General features: G+C 73.9%; 10 protein-coding genes. 7 read left to right on the top strand and 3 right to left on the bottom strand.

Annotation, left to right across the window (positions count from 1 at the left end):
• Window position 1: 1 nt before the first annotated feature.
• The 3 genes from ACFV0O_RS23570 to ACFV0O_RS23560 form a co-directional block, all read right to left on the bottom strand.
• Entirely contained in the window at window positions 2-415 is a 414-nt protein-coding gene (locus ACFV0O_RS23570; protein ID WP_360254528.1) for a VOC family protein, read from the bottom strand.
• Window positions 416-574: 159 nt separating this feature from the next.
• A complete protein-coding gene (locus ACFV0O_RS23565; RefSeq protein ID WP_380344983.1) occupies window positions 575-1798 on the bottom strand; it encodes a C40 family peptidase in 1224 nt (407 codons plus the stop codon).
• A 269-nt stretch (window positions 1799-2067) separates the two neighbouring features.
• Window positions 2068-2568 carry a hypothetical protein gene (locus ACFV0O_RS23560; protein WP_380344981.1) on the bottom strand — a complete coding sequence of 167 codons (501 nt, stop codon included), beginning with the start codon at window positions 2566-2568 and terminating at the stop codon, window positions 2068-2070.
• Between the two features lie 861 nt (window positions 2569-3429).
• On the opposite strand from ACFV0O_RS23560, the gene ACFV0O_RS23555 reads away from it, so the two are divergent.
• From ACFV0O_RS23555 to ACFV0O_RS23525, 7 genes are all read left to right on the top strand, one after another.
• Window positions 3430-5271: an acyclic terpene utilization AtuA family protein gene (locus ACFV0O_RS23555; protein ID WP_380344980.1), complete on the top strand. Its 1842-nt coding sequence runs from the start codon at window positions 3430-3432 to the stop codon at window positions 5269-5271.
• A complete protein-coding gene (locus ACFV0O_RS23550; RefSeq protein ID WP_360254522.1) occupies window positions 5268-6866 on the top strand; it encodes a carboxyl transferase domain-containing protein in 1599 nt (532 codons plus the stop codon). The genes ACFV0O_RS23555 and ACFV0O_RS23550 overlap by 4 nt, the downstream gene beginning before the upstream one ends.
• 25 nt (window positions 6867-6891) lie before the next feature.
• On the top strand, window positions 6892-8910 hold the full coding sequence (locus tag ACFV0O_RS23545; protein ID WP_380344978.1) for a biotin carboxylase N-terminal domain-containing protein: 2019 nt from the start codon (window positions 6892-6894) through the stop codon (window positions 8908-8910).
• Window positions 8911-8925: 15 nt separating this feature from the next.
• On the top strand, window positions 8926-10098 hold the full coding sequence (locus ACFV0O_RS23540) for an acyl-CoA dehydrogenase (RefSeq protein ID WP_360254518.1): 1173 nt from the start codon (window positions 8926-8928) through the stop codon (window positions 10096-10098).
• Between the two features lie 691 nt (window positions 10099-10789).
• Window positions 10790-12388, top strand: a complete 1599-nt coding sequence (locus ACFV0O_RS23535; protein ID WP_380344976.1) for a 4-coumarate--CoA ligase family protein — start codon at window positions 10790-10792, stop codon at window positions 12386-12388.
• 181 nt (window positions 12389-12569) lie between these two features.
• A complete protein-coding gene (locus ACFV0O_RS23530; protein WP_380344974.1) occupies window positions 12570-13190 on the top strand; it encodes a TetR/AcrR family transcriptional regulator in 621 nt (206 codons plus the stop codon).
• A gap of 148 nt (window positions 13191-13338) precedes the next feature.
• Window positions 13339-15819 carry a SpoIIE family protein phosphatase gene (locus tag ACFV0O_RS23525; RefSeq protein ID WP_380344972.1) on the top strand — a complete coding sequence of 827 codons (2481 nt, stop codon included), beginning with the start codon at window positions 13339-13341 and terminating at the stop codon, window positions 15817-15819.
• Window positions 15820-15941: the final 122 nt, after the last annotated feature.

Here is a 15941-nt window from a genome sequence, read left to right as displayed (position 1 = left end):
TTCAGCGCACCTCGTTGAAGCGGATCAGGTTGCCCGCCGGGTCGCGGAACGCGCAGTCACGCGCACCCCACTGCTGCTCGGCCGGCTCCTGCACCAGCTCGGCGCCGCCGGACTTCAGCCGGTCGAAGACGCCGTCCAGGTCCGCGGTCCCGAGGACGAGCCGGGCGTAGGTGCCCTTCGCCATCATCTCGGTGATGGTCCGCCGCTCCTCCTCGGTGATGCCCGGGTCGATCGCCGGCGGCTCCAGCACCAGCGAGACGCCCGGCTGGTCGGCGGGACCGACGGTGATCCAGCGCATCGCGCCGCCGCCGACGTCCTTGCGGACCTCGAAGCCGAGCAGGTCGCGGTAGAAGGCGAGGGAGGCCTCGGGGTCGGTGTGCGGGAGGAAGGTCCAGTGAATGGTGATGTCGCTCATGACCGCAACGCTAGGCGGGGGCCCGGGCCGGGGGCTTCTCGAAAACTGATCGGTCCGCCCCGCCCGGTACCCGTCCGTCCGGTCCCTGTCCGTCCGGTCCCCGCCCTGCCCGGTCCGTCCCGCCCGGTCCCCGACGCATCGGGCTCCGGGAACCTCCTCCTAGCAGTCGGGGATGGTGGTGCCGTCGTTGTCCTTGGCGGTGTCGTTGCCCCAGTGGGAGAGGTTGTAGGCGGAGACCCATTGGCCGGCGGGGCCGCTGTCGGGGTCGGTCTTCAGCCACCAGTGGTTGTATGCGGTGCCGTTCGACACCTCGCGGCCCCAGGCCTTGCAGTAGACGTAGTTGGTGCCCTGCTTCAGGGTTCCGGTGGCGGTGGTGGAGTTCGGCGAGGCGTAGACGGCGGCGGTGGCGAAGGTGTCCACCCAGTGCGTACCGGTGGCGGGCGGGGTCCCACCACCCGGGCAGTCGGGGATGGTGGTGCCGTCGTTGTCCTTGGCGGTGTCGTTGCCCCAGTGGGAGAGGTTGTAGGCGGAGACCCATTGGCCGGCCGGGCCGATGTCGGGGTCGGTCTTCAGCCACCAGTGGTTGTACGCGGTGCCGTTCGACACCTCGCGGCCCCAGGCCTTGCAGTAGACGTAGTTGGTGCCCTGCTTCAGGGTTCCGGTGGCGGTGGTCGAGTTCGGCGAGGCGTAGACGCTCGCGGCGGCGAAGGTGTCCACCCAGTACGTGCCGCCGCCCGACGGCGGCTGGGGTGGCGTCGGGGTGGAGTTGCCGGGGCCGTACAGCCGGATCGCGCCGTAGTAGTCGCCGTGCGAGGCGAGCGCGGCCACTTGGACGTAGCCGCCGGAGTAGGGCGCCTCGACGATCCAGCCCTGCCCGAGGTACATCGCCACGTGGTGGATGGTCGGGGCGGTGGCGCCGAAGAACACCAGGTCGCCGGGGAGCAGCGGCGCGGTCCCGTCCGCCCGGTAGGAGCGGGCGACGGCCCGGGAGGACGGCCACTGGGTCCGCGTGGTGCCGTTGACGACGTCCTCGCCGACCGCCAGGTCGTAGGCGTAACGGACCATGCCCGAGCAGTCCAGGCCCCGGACGTGGCAGTCGTCCGGGGCGCCGTTGGAGGCGTCGCAGAGCCCGTACGTCGGACCGGGCTGCGCCCCGTGCCCGCCGCCCCACGAGTACGGCGTGCCGATCAGCCCGCAGGCGGACCGGACGGCCGCGGTCGCCTGTGGCGCCGCCCCGGTGGACAGCACCCCGCAGGCGGGCGCGGCCCGGGCCTCCCCGGCCCCGGCGAAGAACACGCCGACCGACACCAACAGCGACAGCAAGGCCGCCCACCGCAGCGGAGCGACCGGCCACCGGCACACAGGACCCATGCGCGTCGTCATGACCGCGGATCCTTCCGTCGCAGCTGACCACCGGTCAATGGCCGTGCCTCACCTGCCGTCCGTGCCCGACCGGTTGCCGGTCTTCTCCCGCTCCGGCGCGGCAACCGGTAACCCGGGACAGTCCGTTGACGGTCGCCGTAGGGGCGGGTGCGGCGGTGGGTGCGGCGGTGGGTGCGGCGATGGGTGCGGCGTACGGGACGGCCCCGGTGTCCGCATCAGGTCGGACCTGGGGAACACCGGGGCCGCGCACGCCTGCTGTTGTCGCCGGGTCAGCAGTACATGTCCGAACCGTTGGTCTGGGCCCCGCTCCCCGAGAAGTTCCACTTCGGGGTGAACCCGATCGAGCAGCCGTTGAACTGGACCTGGCCCATGTAGTTGCGGTCGCCGCTGGGGTAGGAGTAGATCGAGAGCATGCCCGAGTCCCACCAGGCGGTCCCGTCGAAGACGACCGTCGGACTGGACGGGCCGGAGGCGTGGGAGCCGCCGCCGCTGAGGTAGCTGTAGTTGTAGACGTCGATCTGACCCTGCTTGCGGGTCCAGTTCGTGTTGGTGATGTGGGCCTCGGTGTAGGCCTGGGCGGTGCACGAGTTCCACGCGAGGTAGAAGCCGCCCACCGTGTGGCCCCCGCTCCAGATGGAGTGGCCCGGGCCGAGCTGGGACAGTCCGCACGCGTGCGCGGCGGTCGCGGGGCCCGCCACGGCGAAGGTCAGGCCGCCCGTGGCGACGGCGAGCGCGGTGGCGCCGGCGCGGATCCGGGTGCGGAGCTTCATGGATGTCCCCCCGTGGGTGTCGAAGGATTCTCGCCGGAACAGTGCCACAGGGGTGGGGCCCGGTCCAGATATCACGTTCTCCGGTATGTCAAAATTCCGGCAAACCCCGCGGGCATTCGGCCGTCGAGGCGGGTTTGTCGTCCGAATTCCCCATTCCGTCGGATCGGGTCGGCGTTGCCGGATTACTGCGGATTTCGCGGACGCAGGCCGTTGAATCCGCAACGGGCGAATGCTGCGGAATCAATCTGTCCGGAATTGACATCCGGAGCCGCAACAGCCTGCTCCGGTCGGCTCCGCAGGTCCGGGGAGGGCGCCACGACAGGCCGCAGTGATCCTTCGTCCGCCCAAGTGGTCGTACGGAATCCGGATAATGCTCGGCGGACCTTTGGGGTCGGGTGAAAGAGGCGTCGAACGTCCGGTGGGGCCGATGTCCGCGCGACCGGTCCGCGCCGTTCGGGATCATCGGCGATCGGCCGTCGTGAGAATCGATCGATCGGCCGGGTCGGATGCGGGTATTCCGGCACCGGTGATCGGGTCGAATCCTCGTGGTTGTCGTCGCGTCGGGTGCGCGACCGGGATCGGCTTTTCGGGCGTTGTGGCCAGGAGGGGCGTCATGACCTGCCGGGGCGTCGTGACCCGTCGGCGACCGGGCGGGCCGAGACCTCGCGCCGGCCGTCGCCGGCTCGGGCTGCGCCTCGGAGTGCCCGGTGCGGGTGGTGGAGGCGTACGTGGCGTGCCCGGTGGGGGTCGTGACGGAAAACAAGCAGGCATGATTGCTTTTTTCTACCGGCGGTGCCACGCTGCTGCCCGACGGCACTCGTGTGGGAGCGTCGCCAACTCACCGGCAGGGGAGGCGCTTTGGTGCGCGAGCGCGCGGTACTGCGGATCGGGAACGCCTCGGGGTTCTACGGGGACCGGTTCGCCGCGGTGCGGGAGATGCTGACCGGCGGGCCGCTGGACGTGCTCACCGGGGACTACCTGGCCGAACTGACCATGCTCATCCTGGCGCGGGACCGGATCAAGGACCCGTCGCGCGGGTACGCCCGGACCTTCCTGCGGCAGATGGAGGAGTGCCTCGGCCTGGCGCGTGAGCGCGGGGTGGCGATCGTGGTGAACGCGGGCGGTCTCAACCCGGCGCGGCTGGCGGAGGAACTGCGCGGGCTGGCACGGCGGTTGGGTGTCGAGGCGGCGGTGGCGCACGTCGAGGGGGACGATCTGCTGCCCCGTCGGGCGGAACTCGGCTTGCCGGAAGGGCTGTTGGCGGCCAACGCCTATCTCGGCGGGTTCGGCATCGCGGCCTGTCTGCGGGCGGGCGCCGACGTGGTGGTCACCGGGCGGGTGACGGACGCGGCGTTGGTCGTCGGGCCGGGGATCGCGCACTTCGGCTGGGATCCGACGGAGTCGGACGCGCTGGCCGGGGCGGTGGTCGCCGGGCACGTGCTGGAGTGCGGGGCGCAGGCGACCGGCGGCAACTACGCGTTCTTCCGCGAGCACGACGTGACCCGTCCCGGCTTCCCGATCGCCGAACTCCACGCCGACGGTTCCAGCGTGATCACCAAGCATCCGGGCACCGGCGGCGCCGTCACCATCGGCACCGTCACCGCCCAACTCCTGTACGAGACCGGCGGATCGCATTACCTGGGCCCCGACGTGACGGCCCGGCTGGACACCGTCCGGCTCACCGAGGAAGGGCCGGACCGGGTCCGGATCGACGGGGTCCGGGGAGAGGCGCCGCCGGCCACGCTGAAGGTCGGACTCAATGCGCTCGGCGGCCACCACAACGAGGTGGTGTTCGTCCTCACCGGCCTGGACATCGAGGCCAAGGCCGCGCTGGTGCAACGGCAGTTCGCCGAGGCCCTGCCGCCCGAGGCGTGCCCGGCCGAGCTGCGCTGGACGCTCGCCCGGACGGACCATCAGGATGCCCCGACCGAGGAGGCCGCCTCCGCCCTCCTGCGGCTGACCGCCCGCGACCCGGACCCGGCCAAGGTCGGGCGTGAACTGGGCAAGGCCGCCGTCGAGTTGGGCTTGGCCGGGTATCCAGGCTTCCATCTGACGGCCCCACCCGGGCCGGGTGCGCCGTACGGGGTCTTCACCGCCTCGTACGTCGACGCCAAGGTGGTGGAGCACACCGCCGTGCTGCCGGACGGCCGCCGGATCGCCGTCCCGCCCGCGCCGCTCACCGGCCGGTCCGCCGATGTCGAGCAGCAGGCGCCGGAGCCGCTGCCGCCCGGCCCCACCCGGCGGGTGCCGCTGGGTCTGGTGGCCGGTGCCCGCAGCGGTGACAAGGGCGGCGACGCCAACCTGGGCGTCTGGGCGCGCACCGAGGACGGCTGGCGTTGGCTGGCGCACACCCTCACCGTGGACCGGATCAGGGAACTCCTGCCGGAGACAGCCGAGTTGGCCGTCACCCGGCACCTCTTCCCGAACCTGCGCGCGGTCAACTTCGTGCTCACCGGCCTGCTCGGGGAGGGCGTCGCCGCCCGGCACCGCTTCGACCCGCAGGCCAAGGCCCTCGGCGAGTGGCTGCGTTCGCGCCGGCTGGACGTCCCGACGGCGTTGCTCGACCGTCCGGAGGCCGCGCCGCTCGACCGTCCGGAGGCCGCGCCGCTCGACCGTCCGGAGCCTGCGCCGCTCGACCGTCCGGGGGCTGCGCCGCCGGACGCCCCGAACCCGCTCCCCGACAGCCCGGAGAGGCCGCTGTGACCGTCCTTCCCACCCGCGTCGACCCGGCCGGGCCCGAGTACGCCGAGCACCGCGCGGCGATGCTCGCCAAGCTGGCCGACCTGGACGCCGAGCACGCCAAGGCGCTGGCCGGCGGCGGCCCCAGGTACCTGGAACGCCACCGGGGCCGCGGCAAGCTGCCGGCCCGCGAGCGGATCGAGCTGCTGATCGACCAGGACTCGCCGTTCCTGGAGCTGTCGCCGCTGGCCGCCTGGGGCAGCGACTACCCGGTCGGCGCCGCGCTGGTCACCGGCATCGGGGTGATCGAGGGCGTGGAGTGCGTGATCACCGCCAACGACCCGACGGTGCGCGGCGGTGCCAGCAATCCGTGGACGCTGCGCAAGGCGCTGCGGGCCAACGAGATCGCGCTGCACAACCGTCTGCCGCTGGTGAACCTGGTCGAGTCCGGCGGCGCGGACCTGCCCAGCCAGAAGGAGATCTTCATCCCCGGCGGCGCCCTGTTCCGCGACCTCACCCGGCTGTCCGCCGCCGGGATCCCGACCGTGGCCGTGGTGTTCGGCAACTCGACGGCCGGTGGCGCCTACGTCCCCGGCATGTCGGACCACACCGTGTTGGTGAAGGAGCGCGCCAAGGTGTTCCTCGGCGGTCCGCCGCTGGTGAAGATGGCGACCGGGGAGGAGGCCGACGACGAGTCGCTGGGCGGCGCCGAGATGCACGCCCGCACCTCCGGCCTGGCCGACCACGTCGCGGTGGACGAGGCGGACGCGCTGCGGCTGGCCCGCCGGATCGTCGCCCGGCTCGACCACCGCAAGCCGGGGCCGGGCCCCGATCCGCTCGCCGAGCCGCCGCGGTTCGACGAGGAGGAGCTGCTGGGCATCGTCCCCGGTGACCTCAAGGTGCCCTTCGACCCGCGCGAGGTGATCGCCCGGCTGGTCGACGGCTCCGACTTCGACGAGTTCAAGCCGCTCTACGGCGCGAGCCTGGCCACCGGCTGGGCCCGTCTGCACGGCTACCCGGTCGGCATCCTGGCCAACGCCCAGGGCGTGCTGTTCAGCGCCGAGTCCCAGAAGGCCGCCCAGTTCATCCAGTTGGCGAACCAGCGGAACACCCCGCTGCTGTTCCTGCACAACACGACCGGCTACATGGTCGGCAAGGACTACGAGCAGGGCGGCATCATCAAGCACGGCGCGATGATGATCAACGCCGTCGCCAACTCCACCGTCCCGCACCTGTCCGTCCTGATGGGCGCCTCCTACGGCGCCGGCCACTACGGCATGTGCGGCCGGGCGTACGAGCCGCGCTTCCTGTTCTCGTGGCCGAGCGCCAAGTCCGCGGTGATGGGCCCGCAGCAGCTCGCCGGGGTGCTCTCGATCGTCGCCCGGCAGTCGGCGGCGGCGAAGGGCACGCCGTACGACGAGGACGCGGACGCGGCGATCCGGGCGATGGTCGAGCAGCAGATCGAGGCCGAGTCGCTGCCGGTCTTCCTGTCCGGCCGCCTCTACGACGACGGTGTGATCGATCCGCGCGACACCCGCACGGTGCTCGGCCTGTGCCTGTCCGCGATCCACAACGCGCCGGTCGAGGGCACGCGCGGCTACGGCGTCTTCCGAATGTGAGCGAGCCCCTGTGACGGAGCCACGAATGACTTCCACGACATCGATCGGCACCCTGCTGGTCGCCAACCGGGGCGAGATCGCCCGCCGGGTCTTCCGCACCTGCCGGGAGCTCGGCATCGCGACCACCGCCGTCCACTCCGACCCGGACGCCGACGCCCCGCACGTGCGCGAGGCCGACGCGGCCGTCCGGCTGCCCGGCGCCACGCCCGCCGACACCTACCTGCGGGCCGATCTGATCGTCCGCGCCGCGCTGGCGGCCGGAGCCGACGCCGTCCACCCGGGCTACGGATTCCTCTCCGAGGACGCCGGGTTCGCGCAGGCCGTCCTGGACGCGGGCCTGGTCTGGGTCGGGCCGCCGCCGGCCGCGATCGCCGCGATGGGCTCCAAGACGGCCGCCAAGCGGCTGATGGCCGCCGCCGGGGTGCCCGTCCTCGACGCGCTCGCCGAACCGACCGAGGCCGACCTGCCGGTCCTGGTGAAGGCCGCGGCGGGCGGTGGCGGCCGCGGTATGCGGGTGGTGCGCAGCCTCGCGGACCTGCCCGGCGAGCTGGCGGCCGCCCGCGCGGAGGCCGCCAAGGCCTTCGGCTCGGACGAGGTGTTCTGCGAGCGCTACCTGCCGACCGGGCGGCACGTCGAGGTCCAGTTGCTGGCCGACGCGCACGGCACGGTCCACGCGGTCGGCGACCGTGACTGCTCGCTGCAGCGGCGGCACCAGAAGGTGATCGAGGAGGCGCCCGCCCCCGGCCTGCCGGAGGAGGTCCGGGCCGCGTTGCACGCGGCCGCGGTGAACGCCGCCCGGGCGATCGGCTACGTCGGCGCCGGCACCGCGGAGTTCCTGCTCGCCGAGGACGGCCGGTTCTGGTTCCTGGAGATGAACACCCGGCTGCAGGTCGAGCACCCGATCACCGAGGCGGTCACCGGGCTGGACCTGGTGGCCCTTCAGATCGCCGTCGCAGAAGGGGAGGAGCTGCCCCGGGAGGCCCCCGTCAGCCGCGGCCACGCGATCGAGGCGCGGCTGTACGCCGAGGACCCGGCCAAGGACTGGCAGCCCGCCACCGGCACCCTGCACCGGCTCGAACTCACCGTGCCGTACCAGGAGTTCACCGGAACCGGCGGGCGGACCGAGTCCGGGGTCCGGCTGGACTCCGGGGTCGAGTCCGGCAGCGAGGTCACCCCGCACTACGACGCGATGCTCGCCAAGGTGATCGCCTGGGCGCCGACCCGTGCGGCGGCCGCCCGCCGGCTGGCCGACGCGCTGGCCCGGGCCCGGATCCACGGGCCCGCCACCAACCGGGAGTCGCTGGTCCGCGCGCTGCGCCACCCGGCGTTCCTGGGCGGGCGGCTGCACACCGGGTTCCTGGCCGAGCACGTCGCCGACCTGACCGCCCCGGACGGCAAGGGCGCCGGGCGCGCCGCGCTGGCGGCGGCCCTCGCCGACGCCGCGGCCCGGCGCACCGCGTTCCCCTCCGGCTGGCGCAACCTGCCCGCGCAGCCGCAGCTCAAGCGCTACCGGGCGGACGACGGAGCCGAGTTCGAGGTCCGCTACCGCTTCACCCGGGCCGGTCTGCAGGCCGAGGACCACCCGGACGTCGAGCTGGTCGAGGCCACCGCGGACCGGGTCGTGCTGCGCGAGGGCGAGCTGCGGCGCACCTACCTGGTCGCCCGCCACGGTGACCGGGTGCACGTCGACACCCCGGCCGGCGGCGCCGCGCTCACCGCCCTGCCGCGCTTCCCGGACCCCACCGTCCGCACCGACCCCGGCGCCCTGCTCGCCCCGATGCCCGGCACCGTCGTGCGCACCACCGCCGCCGTCGGGGACACCGTCACGGCCGGGCAGCCGCTGCTGGTGCTGGAGGCGATGAAGATGGAGCACCGGGTGACCGCCCCCGCCGACGGCGTCCTCGTGGAACTGCGCGCCACCCCGGGTCGACAGGTCGAGCTCGGTGCCCTGCTGGCCGTCGTCCAGGCCGTCGCCGCGTCCCCCGAAACGTCCCCCGGAACGTCCCCCGGAACGTCCCCCCGCACGTCCCCCCGAGAGGCCTGAGGAAGGACCCACCGCATGTCCGCCATCGGCAGTCAACTCCTGGAAACCCCCGAACGCCGGGCCCTGCGCCAGGCCGTCGGCGACCTCGGCCGCCGCTACGGCTCCGCCTACTACCTCGCCAAGGCCCGGGCCGGCGAACCCGCCGACGAGCTGTGGGCGGAGGCCGGCAAGGCCGGCTACCTCGGTGTCAACCTGCCCGCCGAGTACGGCGGCGGAGGCGGCGGCATCACCGACCTCGCCATCGTCCTGGAGGAACTCGGCACCGCCGGCTGCCCGTTGCTGCTGCTGATCGTCTCCCCGGCGATCTGCGGCACCGTGATAGCCCGCTACGGCACCGAGGAGCAGAAGCGGCAGTGGCTGCCGGGCCTGGCCGACGGCAGCCGCAGGATGGCCTTCGGCATCACCGAGCCGGACGCCGGTTCCAACTCGCACCGGATCTCCACCGTCGCCCGCCGGGACGGTGAGGACTGGCTGCTCACCGGCCGCAAGGTGTTCGTCTCCGGCATCGACCACTGCGACGCCGTCCTGTTCGTGGCCCGCACGGAGGACGCACGCACCGGCAAGCTCAAGCCCTGTCTGTTCGTCGTCCCGCGTGACACCCCCGGCTTCGAGTACCGGGCGATCCCGATGGAACTCGTCGCGCCCGAGAAGCAGTTCCAGGTCTTCCTGGACGACGTCCGGCTGCCCGCCGACGCCCTGGTCGGCGACGAGAACGCGGGCCTGCTGCAGCTCTTCGCCGGGCTCAACCCCGAGCGGATCCTCACCGCCGCGTTCTCGCTCGGCCTGGCCCGCCAGGCCCTCGGAAAGGCCGTCGAGTACGCGAAGACCCGCACCGTCTGGTCCACCCCGATCGGCGCGCACCAGGGCCTGGCCCACCCGCTGGCCCAGTGCGCGGTGGAGATCGAGCTGGCCCGGCTGATGACCCAGAAGGCGGGGCTGCTCTACGACGCGGGCGAGGACCTCGCCGCCGGGGAGGCCGCCAACATGGCCAAGTACGCCGCCGGTGAGGCCGCCGCGCGGACCGTCGACCAGGCGGTGCAGACCCTGGGCGGCAACGGCCTCACCCAGGAGTACGGGCTGGGTGCGCTGCTGGCGGCCACCCGGGTCGGCCGGGTCGCCCCGGTCAGCCGCGAGATGGTGCTCAACTACGTCGCCCAGCACACGCTCGGCCTGCCGAAGTCGTACTGAGCCGCGCCGAGCCGCGCCGAGCCGCAGGGGCTGCCGCGGTGACAGCGGTCACCGTGGTCAGCGCGACGAGGAGAGGTGGGCGAACACCACGGTGTCGGACTCGTACCCGGTCCTGCGGTCGAACGTCCCGCCGCAGGTGATCAGTCGCAGCTCCGCGCGGTCGGCACCTGGGCGGTGCCGGCCGGCGGCTGCCGCGTGATCGTCCGGTCGACCCGCCGGACGGTGTCGGCGCCGAACGCGTCCGGGGGGAGGGGGAGCACGCGGCCCCCGGGTTCGTTGCGGGTATCGGCCACTGGAGTGGTGTCACCGTGGATCTCGACGGTGCCGTTGTCGCCCGGTCGGCCCGGTCGGCCCGGTCGGCCCGGTCGGCCCGGTGCGCGCGGTGCGGCGGGGGCCTGCCGTGGGTGAGCGCCAGGGCCGCGCCCGTGGCGGCGAGCAGCCGGAGGGCCGGTGGCCGGGGGGTGGAGAGCGGTTTCACGGTCGGGCGTTCCGGGGTCGGGGCCGCGACCCGGGGGCGGGCGGCCGTGGTGCAGCACCGGCCGGTCGGGCGCCCCCGGTGACAACCGTGCCACGCGAGCGCCGCCCCCGGTTCCCCACAATGGCCGAGCCCGCCCCCTGACTGTCCGTATGCTCCTGAAGGCGCCCTCGCGGGGTTTTGTTGCCGCGTCAACTTCCTTACTGGAGGCTTACCTTGGTGTTCCGCAGTGAGTTCCCGGACGTCCCCGTGGTCGACCTGCCGATCCATGACGCGGTCCTCGGCGCCGCGGCCCGGTACGGCGACCGGCCGGCCCTGATCGACGGCCTCACCGGGGAACGCGTCAGCTACGCGCAGCTCGCCGCCGCCGTCGAACGGGTCGCCGCCGCCCTGGTCGCGTCAGGCGTGCGCCGGGGCGACGTCATCGCCCTGTTCAGCCCCAACTCGACCGCCTACCCGATGGCCTTCTACGGCGCCACCCGGGCCGGCGCCACCGTGACCACCGTGTCCTCGCTGGCCACACCCGCCGAACTGGCCGGCCAGCTGCGCGACAGCCGCGCCCGCCTGCTGGTCACCGTCTCCCCGTTCCTGCCCACCGCCCGGACGGCCGCCGCCCTGCTGGCCGAGCAGGGCCACCCGCTGACCGAGATCGTCGTCCTGGACGGCGCCGACGGCCACCGCTCGCTCGCCGACCTGCTGGCCGCGCCCGGCCCCGCCCCCGAGACCGTCATCGACCCGGGCGAGGACGTCGCCGTCCTGCCGTACTCCAGCGGCACCACCGGCCTGCCCAAGGGCGTCATGCTCACCCACCGCTCGATCGCCACCAACCTCGCCCAGTGCGATGCCCTCTACCGCCCCGCCGAGGGCGAGCGGGTCCTCGCCGTCCTGCCGTTCTTCCACATCTACGGCCTCGCGGCACTGCTCAACCAGCCGCTGCGCTGCGGCGCCACCGTGGTCGTGCTGCCCCGCTTCGACCTGGAGCAGTTCTGCCGCGCCGTCGAGGAGCACCGGGTGCAGGCCCTGGTGGTGGCGCCGCCGATCGCCCTCGCCCTCGCCAAGCACCCGGCGGTGGACCGGTTCGACCTCTCCTCCGTCGAGTACCTGCTGTGCGCCGCCGCCCCGCTGGACCACGAGCTCGCCGACGCCTGCGCCCGGCGCCTGGGCCTGCCGCACCTCCTCCAGGGCTACGGCATGACCGAACTCTCCCCGGTCACCCACGTCGTCTCCCCCCGGGAGGGCGAGCCCTCGCGCGGCTCGGTCGGCCGGATGGTCCCCTCCACCGAACTGCGGGTCGCCGCCCTGGACGGCTCCGACGGGGACCTCGGCGCGGGGCAGCGCGGTGAGCTGCTGATCCGCGGCCCCCAGGTGATGAAGGGCTACCTCGGCCGCCCCTCCGAGACCGCCGCGGTGATCGACGCCGAGGGCTGGCTGCACACCGGTGACGTCGGCCACGTGGACGAGCGCGGCTACCTGCACATCGTCGACCGGGTCAAGGAACTCATCAAGTACAAGGGCTACCAGGTCGCCCCCGCCGAGCTGGAGGCCGTACTGCTCGGCCACCCGCAGATCGCCGACGCCGCCGTGATCGGCGTCCGGGACGCCGAGGGCACCGAGTGCCCCAAGGCCTTCGTGGTCCGCGTCCCCGGCAGCGGACTGACCGCCGAGGAGGTCACCGGGTACGTGGCCGGGCAGGTCGCCCCGTACAAGAAGGTCAGGGCGGTGGAGTTCGTGGACGCCGTCCCCAAGTCCGCGGCCGGCAAGATCCTCCGCCGCGAACTGCGGGCCCGCGAGGCCGGGCGCGCCGCCGTCGACTGAGCGGGTGGCCGCCGGGCGGGCGCACCGCCGCCGACCGGACCCCGCGCGCCGCCGACCGGACCCCGCGCGCCGCCGGCCGGACCCCGAACGGCGCCGACCGGACCCTGAACGGCGCCGACCGGCGCCCGTCTGTGAGGATCGACCCGCCGCGCCACCACCGGAACAGGAGCCGCCCACCGCCATGACCAGCCACGCCGCCGCCCGCACCCCCCGGCAGGACCGCAGCCGCGCGACCAGGGCCCGGCTGCTCGCGGCGGCCGTGGACTGCCTGGCCGAACTCGGCTGGAACGGCTCCACCGTCACCGTCGTCGCCGAGCGCGCCGGCGTCTCCCGGGGCGCCGCCCAGCACCACTTCCCGACCCGCGAGGACCTGTTCACCGCAGCCGTCGAGCACGTCACCGCCGAGCGGCTGGCGGCCGTGCGCGCCCACGCGGACGAACTGCCCGTCGGCGGCCCCGACCGCACCCGCGCCGTGGTCGACATGATCGTGCGCCTCTACACCGGCCCGCTGTTCCGCGCCGCCCTGCACCTGTGGACCGCCGCCGCGACCGAGGACGCGCTGCGCGAACGGATCATCGCCCTGGAGGGGCACGTCGGCCGGGAGGCCCACCGGGCCGCCGTGGAGTTCCTGGACGCCGACGAGGGCAACCCCGGTGTGCGCGAATCGGTGCAGGCCACGCTGGACCTCGCCCGCGGGCTGGGTCTGGCCAACCTGCTCACCGACGACAGCCTCCGACGATCCGGAGTGATCCGGCAGTGGGCGGGCGTTCTTGAGAGTACGCTGCGCCCGGTACGCCCATGACGCCCGTACATCCGGAGCGGCCGGACAACCCCTGACCAAGGGGTCGCCGGGCGGCCGATGTCCGTGCAGTCTGGAGAAGAACCCCGGCCGGCACGGACCGCGAGGCCCACCCGGCCGGGCACGAGCCGAACCGGGGTGCTGCCTGATCATGCACGGACACGAGTGGGACGCGACCGACGCCGCCGACCCGGCACCGGGCGGCACATCGGTGCGTCCGGAGGGGGTACGTCCCGAAGGCCACCGGCTCGTCCCGCTCGCGACGGCCCTCCTCCAGGACGACGGCCTGATCCTGCACTGGAGCGAGGACGCCGAGGCCCTGCTCGGCTACACCAGCGAGGAGGCCGTCGGCAGCTACGCCGCGCAGCTGCTCACCGACAGCGGCGACCGCGCCGAGGTGCTGGCCCTGTTCGAGCGGATCATGGGCGGCACCGGCTGGTCCGGCGTCTTCCCCGTCCGGCACCGCGACGGCCACAAGGTCGACCTGGAGTTCCGCACCTACCCCATCGCCGGACCGACCGGCACCCTGCTGCTCCTCGCCACCGCCTCCGACACCCGCGCCCTGCACGCCGTCGAGGCCGACCTGGCGGTGCTGGACGGCATCTTCGGCCGCTCCCCGATCGGCATGGCCGTCTACGACACCGACCTGCGCTACATCCGGCTCAACGAGGCGCTCGCCCGGATGAACGGCGTACCGGTCGCCGCCCACCTCGGCCGCCGGATATCCGCCGTCCTGCCGGGCATCAACAGCGCCGAGATCGAGCAGACCATGCGGCTGGTGCTGCGCACCGGCAAGCCCGTCGTGGACGCCCGCTCGCACGGCCGGGTCCCCGGCGACCCCAGGCGGGACCGCGCCTGGTCCGCCTCCTACTTCCGGCTGGAGGACTCCACCGGCCGGGTCTTCGGCGTCTGCTCCTCGATCATCGACGTCACCGAGCGCTTCCAGGCCGAGGCCCGCGCCGCCCGGGCCCAGGAACGGCTCGCCACCATCGCCGAGGCCACCGCGCGGATCGGCACCACCCTCGACCTCCAGCGCACCGCCGAGGAACTGATCGAGGCCGTCGTCCCCCGGTTCGCCGACTTCGCCACCGTCGACCTCCTGGAACCGGTGCTGCGCGGTGCCGAGCCCACCCCGATCCCCTCCGACCGCACCGTCACCCTGCGCGCCGTCGCCGTCGGGGAGTCCTACGAGACCGGCCTCGCGAGCGCCGTCGACGTCGTCGGCGAGACCTCCGAGTACGCCCCCGACCGCAGCTACACCCAGTGCCTGCGCAGCGGCAAGCCGCTGCTGCGGGCCAGCGTGGACGAGGAGGTGCTGCGCGGACTGGTCTCCAGCGACGACCGGGTCGCCCCCGGGATGGCGGCGGGCATCCACTCGTACCTGATGGTGCCGATCACCGCCCGGGGCATGGTGCTCGGCGGCTCCGAGTTCATCCGGATGCGCAACCCCGAGCCCTTCACCGCCGCCGACGTCGCCCTCGCCGAGGAACTGGTCGCCCGGACCGCGTTGGCACTCGACAACGCCCGGCTCTACCGGCGCGAGCGGGAGACCGCCCTCACCCTGCAGCGCAGCCTGCTGCCGCAGGAGGTGCACCGCACGCTCGGCCTGGAGATCGCCTACCGCTACCTGCCCAGCAGCGTGGTCAGCGAGGTCGGCGGCGACTGGTTCGACGTGGTGCCGCTGTCCTGCGGGCGGGTCGCCCTGGTGGTCGGCGACGTGATGGGCCACGGCATCCGGGCCGCCGCCACGATGGGCCAGCTGCGCACCGTCGCCCGGACCCTGGCCACCCTCGACATGCCGCCCGAACAGGTCCTCACCCGGCTGGACGAGACGGCCTCCGGCATCGGCGAGGGCCAGTTCGCTACCTGCATCTGCGCGGTCTACGACCCGCTGGAGCGCACCGTCCAGGTCGCCTCGGCCGGGCACCTGCCGCCGGTGCGGGTCTCCCCCGACGGCACCGCCGAGATGGTCGAGGTGCCGCCCGGCGTGCCGCTGGGCGTCGGCGGGGTGGCCTTCGAGTCGATCGAGTTCACCATCCCCGAGGGCGGCACGGTCGCGCTCTACACCGACGGCCTGGTCGAGCGGCGCGGTCAGGACCTGGACGCCGGGATCGACCTGCTGGCCGGCACGCTCTCCGGGCCCGGCCGGACGCTGGAGGAGAGCTGCGACGCCGTCCTCGGGGCGCTGGTCACCGACGGCACCGAGGACGACATAGCGATGATCATGGCGCGGGTGCTGCCGCTGCCCGCCGACCGGATCGCCACCCTCCCGCTCAGCGGCGGCGGCCGGCTGCCCGGCAAGGCCCGCCGCTTCACCCGCGCCACCCTGGAGTCCTGGGGGCTGTCCGCGCTCACCGACTACGCCGAACTGCTCGTCAGCGAGCTGGTCACCAACGCCCTGCTGCACGCCGACGCCCCGCGGCGGCTGCGGCTGTTCCGCGACCGGGTGCTCACCCTGGAGGTCTCCGACGCCGGCGGCCAGACCCCGCAGCTGCGCCCGTTCGCCGAGCAGGACGAGGGCGGGCGGGGGATGTTCCTGGTCAGCGAGCTGGCCCAACGCTGGGGCAGCCGGCTCACCCGGGACGGCAAGGTCGTCTGGGCCGAGCTGGAGCTGCCGTTCGGGGCGGGGTAGCCGCCGCCGCGCGACACACGGAAACGGGGGGGGGGGGGGCGGGGGCCGCGGGGCGGGGGTGGGGGGGGGGGGGCGGCGCGGCGCCGGCCGGGCGACACGCTCGTCCGCCGGGGCGGCCACCG

The sequence above is a fragment of the Kitasatospora sp. NPDC059577 genome (assembly GCF_042735475.1).
GTDB lineage: Bacteria > Actinomycetota > Actinomycetes > Streptomycetales > Streptomycetaceae > Kitasatospora.
The sequence above is the reverse complement of the archived record's forward strand: the minus strand, read 5'-3'. Positions and strand labels throughout refer to the sequence as shown.

Coding starts and splice junctions, on each gene's coding strand:
- ACFV0O_RS23570 (WP_360254528.1), bottom strand. CDS start 415: ATGAGCGACATCACCATTCACTGGACCTTCCTCCCGCACACCGACCCC.
- ACFV0O_RS23565 (WP_380344983.1), bottom strand. CDS start 1,798: ATGACGACGCGCATGGGTCCTGTGTGCCGGTGGCCGGTCGCTCCGCTG.
- ACFV0O_RS23560 (WP_380344981.1), bottom strand. CDS start 2,568: ATGAAGCTCCGCACCCGGATCCGCGCCGGCGCCACCGCGCTCGCCGTC.
- ACFV0O_RS23545 (WP_380344978.1), top strand. CDS start 6,892: ATGACTTCCACGACATCGATCGGCACCCTGCTGGTCGCCAACCGGGGC.
- ACFV0O_RS23540 (WP_360254518.1), top strand. CDS start 8,926: ATGTCCGCCATCGGCAGTCAACTCCTGGAAACCCCCGAACGCCGGGCC.
- ACFV0O_RS23530 (WP_380344974.1), top strand. CDS start 12,570: ATGACCAGCCACGCCGCCGCCCGCACCCCCCGGCAGGACCGCAGCCGC.
- ACFV0O_RS23525 (WP_380344972.1), top strand. CDS start 13,339: ATGCACGGACACGAGTGGGACGCGACCGACGCCGCCGACCCGGCACCG.